Source organism: uncultured Brachyspira sp. (assembly GCF_949287625.1).
Lineage (GTDB): Bacteria > Spirochaetota > Brachyspiria > Brachyspirales > Brachyspiraceae > Brachyspira.
Genome location: NZ_CASEGO010000153.1, coordinates 1 through 5045, shown reverse-complemented (window position 1 = coordinate 5045; position 5045 = coordinate 1). Strand labels below are relative to the sequence as shown.

Below are 5045 nucleotides of genomic sequence, written 5' to 3'. Positions count from 1 at the left end.
TGGAGGTATTCTTTTTATCTTTAGCTAAGATACAAATTTTATATTACATTGGCAATCAATTCGTTATAAAGTTTTTATTCTTTTAACGACAGTCCCTATATTATTTCAATTCATAATAAATATAATTAAACGGATATTATTTTAGTGGTTAAAATTGCACAATAGTAGCTTGCCTAATATGTTATAAAAGATTTAGTGAAGCTTTATTAATGCACCTGTTTCATTAAGATACTGTTGTGAGAAATAATCCATACAACCACCTTGGGAAGTAAATGTCAGTTCTCCAAAATAAATTTTATGATTTGTAAAACGCAAAAATTCAGGACGATATTGCCAATTTAAATCATAAATACCGCAATTAGCTGACTCTCGTGATCTATTTAAAACTACAAAAATGCTATGTGGTTTGCCGTTAAAACACCATATTTTATAATCAATCAAAGACGTTGATCCACATGGCTGTGTATTTGCATTTAGCAATTCTTCAGCAATTATACATGGCTTAATTTTCATATAGTGCGGCTCTCCATTTATAATACCAAATTTCCGGTGCAACATCAAGTCAAAGTATTGTTTATATTTATCAATATCTAAAGTAGCTTTATCATGACAGACTAAAACATCACCACTGCCATTATTGCACTTCATTACAAATTGATTAGGCAATTTATCCCAATCAATATCATCTACTGAATCCCATTTCCCGTAAAGTTTAACTAAAATTTCACCTAACCCAAAATCTTCAATATATTTACGAACAGCATATTTATCTGAAAGTTTTGGCCATAGTGATGTATTGCCATAAAATTTTAGGTAATTAATCTTTTCATTGAGATCTTTTGGATGCTTGAAGTGTGGCCATTTATGTAATATATATAAATACCTCAGACGTGCGATATTTATAGGAGATATAAAATTATGTTTGGCCAAAGACTTGACCAATTGAATTAGATTTTTATGCATATCAATAACCCTATCAAAAATGAGAAATTTGTCTTTTATTTTTATTAAAAATTTCTTTCCAGCGATTTAAGCCACTGAAAAAATTCGTATGGTATTTAACACCTAACTCAATCATTTCATATGTAGTAGATAAGCCCAATTTTAATGAAAGAACAATATACTTTAATATTACGGCCTGAAATTCTGTTGCATTTATACTGGCAAGAAAGGAGTTATAGCGTAAAGTAGCTTCATATCTACATATTACACTTTCTTTATTGATAATTCTAGTCAAGCTATTTCCATTAGTTGTTACACAATACAGTTTTTTGTTTATAGCCTCGATTTTTTTTGCGTAATAACCAATTTTAGCAGAAAACATTATATCGTTACTATATCTTATTTCTTCAAACGAAATTTCATTTAACTTTATTAACCCAAGGTTAATCATTTTGCACCAAGGGACATAATGTTTAAAACGCAGTTTTTTTTCTGACTGTGGATAATTCAATAAAAATCCATCAATAAGTTCATTAAATGGATTGCCTCTATCTGCAACAGCTCCTGTTTCACTAATTCGACTTTCTGATTTAAAATAAATTATATCCGAATCAGAATCATAATAAGAATCAACAACATTATAAAAATCATTGATAAAATAGTCATCAGCATCAGCGAAAATAACCCATTTCCCATTTGCTCTTTTTAACCCTTCATTTCGAGCTTTTCCGGCCCCCGAATTATTATTAAGATAAATATATTCAACGTAAGGAAAATGCTGTTTTATTTCTGATAATTTTATAGGGTCATCGCTATCATCATCTATTACTATTATTTGTAATTCATTAGCGTAAGGAAGCGATTGTAAGCACCTTAAAAGAGTAGAATATGAATTATGATGAGGAATAATAATGGTAAATTTAATCATTAATTTAATTTTGTTTTAAAATTGGGGTTCTCTGTATTAATAAATAGCACATTTTTATATGGAGTCAATGCCATTGTGTTTGAATAATCTACATATATAAAAACTAAAAAATATGACAACAACACAGAACACACTACAAATTTCATTTTAGCTTTTACATAATATAAAACATTTGGCACTAATAAACACAAGTATATTAAATAATAACGTGCGACACGGCCTCCAAAATGACCATTTAAAAAGAAAGGTATAAGAGTACCTATTATTATGATAAAATAAAAAGGTAGATTACGTTTCAAGTTTTTATGAAAAATATCAATCAATATAAATAGTACTAACCATCCTATAATAGCATATTTAATTATTCCACCGCCTTCATAATCATTTAAAACCTCTAAATAGTTAGCGTACAAACCCAAAGTGGCGAATTCATCGATTAATATATTAAAACTAAAAGCTAATACCAGAATTAGTAAAATAAAATGATTTATATTAAATTTATTATATAAAAAGTATATCGGTATTGCAAATATAGCACTAGTATGAAATAACATGGCAATAATACATGTTATTATATATTTTAGTACAGATTTATTTATAATAAATCTGTAACCCCAGAAACAAATAGCAACAGCTAATGATTGTCGAATATTGCCTAAATCAGTAACAAATATGAAAGCTATAAAGCTAATAATACTAATTGATATATCTTTTGAATACTTTTTTATAGTAGAAAAATAGAATGAATAACTTAATAACCCGAACATAACGAACATTAATGGTGGTGAATCACAACAATATGCAATATAAATTATTAATTTACTTAACGGTTCACACCGATCAATGTTAATTCCAGAAAAAGTTTGTGCCATTTCATAATAGACAGGGTAATCATACCCTACATCAAATCTTAGAATGGCAACTAAGACAATAATAATAATTGCAATATCTTGTTTGTTTTTAATATTAAAACTATTATTAGTTTTAATATTAAATGTTAAAATCGCTACTATAAAAGTAAACAAAAAATAAAAAAACACGATAATTCTATTACAATTGAATACAATTAAAAGACCGTATAATTATAATGTACAGACAAATACAATAATAATATGAAGATTATAGATTACCTTGTCAATTTCTTAATATAATCTATCCAAATTTGTTTGTTTCGATTGTTAATATTTATTTGTAAATTATAATTATACAACTTCTCTGATAATGTTAATGGGTGTAAGACTGATTCAATAGGGTCCTCCTTAATATCTTCAATATTAAAAACAATATAACCACTGGATTTTATCCAATCCAGGTTCTTCCCTGTCAAATATATTTTTTTTCCTAATTTCAATGAAGTGTATATTGCACCCAGTCCAGATTGGGTGTCCTTCCCACAAATATAAATATCACAATTATTAATGTAATTAATGTAATCTTCAAATTTTAGAAAAGTAGTATCTATTATAAAATCTTTATCGAAAATCTCATGTCCTTTATCGGCCAATTCTTTTATTTCAGAACTAGGTAACTTAGGATATTGAAGCATACACCTTATAATAATTTTATCTTTATAGTTAGAAAGTAAATCAATTAAATTATAATAATTGCATATATTATGCGCATTAGGCCCTAAAATAACTATCTTTTTCTTACTTTCAGAGACTGTATTTTCCAGTAGCTGTTTATATAATTCTTGAAAATTTCCAACTTGTGGATATGGAGTTAGTGTTATATTTTTTAATCCATAGTCTTTTTCTAAACTCGTCTTGTCTCCCGTCATTAAAACTGATACTGAAGTAAAGTACCTATACAAAATTGTTTTTATTGGAGTAAATAAAATTGATTTTATATTTTTTTTATTAATAGATGCCCCATGTCCCCAGCATACCCACGAAGTTTTTACTCTAGCAAACCAAAAAACAAACATTGGCGGATATGGAAGACCATGTAGAAGATATACAAATTTTTTATGTTTAAGTACAAATTCATATAATAAGAAAATATTATCTATAAAAATATAAGAACTTATATTCCTTTCAATGAAAAATGTTTCATATTTATTTTGATATGGCTCTTTTTGTCCGTAAATAACATATATATTATTTACGGAAGTAGAATTTAAAATTTCTTGAAATGATTTAATTATTCTGAAATTTAGATAAAAGGCCCTAACATCAAAAACATTTATTAGCATATCATGTATCATAATTAATCAATATAATCAATGATTTAGCTTCATTTTATTTTACAATATCCAAAAAAGCGTATTAACTATTATAAAATTCATCTGGCAATACGTCCAATACCTCATATTGGAAAATTGAATTTCCAAGACTATAAAAAATAATTCCGATTTTGTAAGTTCCTATACCACGAAGTTAATGACCATGCATAACTATTATGTATGCTTCTGCATCAATACACGCTTTTACGAAAATATGGATAAACCATGTAAGATCTTCCTTATTGCCGTTCTTAAACTTATGGGAATGAACACTCACAACTACATCATCAGAAAAATAATTAGCATCCTTTATTTACAGTCCTTTGCTACAATACTATGCAAAATAACGTGAAGCTTCAGCTAAATTTCCACCCGTACTGGCGAGGAATACCATATCTAAAGATTTGAATAATCCGTCATGGCTGGAATCCATAGCATGATTTGGATATTCAATAAATTGAACCCGAATCTGCGTATAATTTTCAAGGCACCGTGGTTATGCAACCTATGGTAGGCCTCCAGATAGCCTTCCATATTATGTATTACCAAGCGCAAAACAATTCAACTATGGAATCCATGCCAGCATAATGCCGTTCTACTAATCTCCTTGAAATAAAGAGGTCGAGCAATCGTAATGTCATCCATAACTCATATCAATCTATTTTATCATTAATCTTGATAACCTTTGCAGGCCTGCCACATACAACATTATATGGAAGCACCTCCTTTGTCAGTAGTGAGCCGGCCCCGATATATGCATGATTTCCTATCCTGGGCACTTTAGATGAAATAGTCAATACACCCTGTCCGATAAATGCAAAATCCTCTACCTCTGTATAAGCACCTATTGTTGAGCCTCCTGCTATAAAGCAGTTCCTGCCTATCTTATTTGTATGCGATATATTCACGCCGGAAAGTATTATCGAATTTCTCCCTATTTCTGTATCTGCC

At 28.7% G+C, this 5045-nt stretch carries 5 protein-coding genes; all 5 read right to left on the bottom strand.

All coding sequences use genetic code 11. The annotated features are described in order from the left end of the window. Window positions 1-192: 192 nt before the first annotated feature. Window positions 193-963 (bottom strand): ATP-grasp fold amidoligase family protein, encoded by a 771-nt coding sequence (locus Q1X91_RS14845; protein WP_300759264.1) that lies wholly within the window; start codon window positions 961-963, stop codon window positions 193-195. A gap of 13 nt (window positions 964-976) precedes the next feature. Beyond that, complete coding sequence (locus tag Q1X91_RS14840) at window positions 977-1870, bottom strand: glycosyltransferase (RefSeq protein WP_300759262.1); 894 nt, start codon at window positions 1868-1870, stop codon at window positions 977-979. Continuing rightward, window positions 1870-2895 carry an EpsG family protein gene (locus tag Q1X91_RS14835; RefSeq protein ID WP_300759260.1) on the bottom strand — a complete coding sequence of 342 codons (1026 nt, stop codon included), beginning with the start codon at window positions 2893-2895 and terminating at the stop codon, window positions 1870-1872. The genes Q1X91_RS14840 and Q1X91_RS14835 overlap by 1 nt, the downstream gene beginning before the upstream one ends. Window positions 2896-2996: 101 nt before the next feature. Then, window positions 2997-4076, bottom strand: coding sequence for a TDP-N-acetylfucosamine:lipid II N-acetylfucosaminyltransferase (locus Q1X91_RS14830; protein ID WP_300759258.1), 1080 nt, complete (start codon window positions 4074-4076; stop codon window positions 2997-2999). A 671-nt stretch (window positions 4077-4747) separates the two neighbouring features. Then, on the bottom strand, window positions 4748-5045 hold a 298-nt coding region (locus Q1X91_RS14825; RefSeq protein ID WP_300759256.1), incomplete at its 5' end, for a hypothetical protein.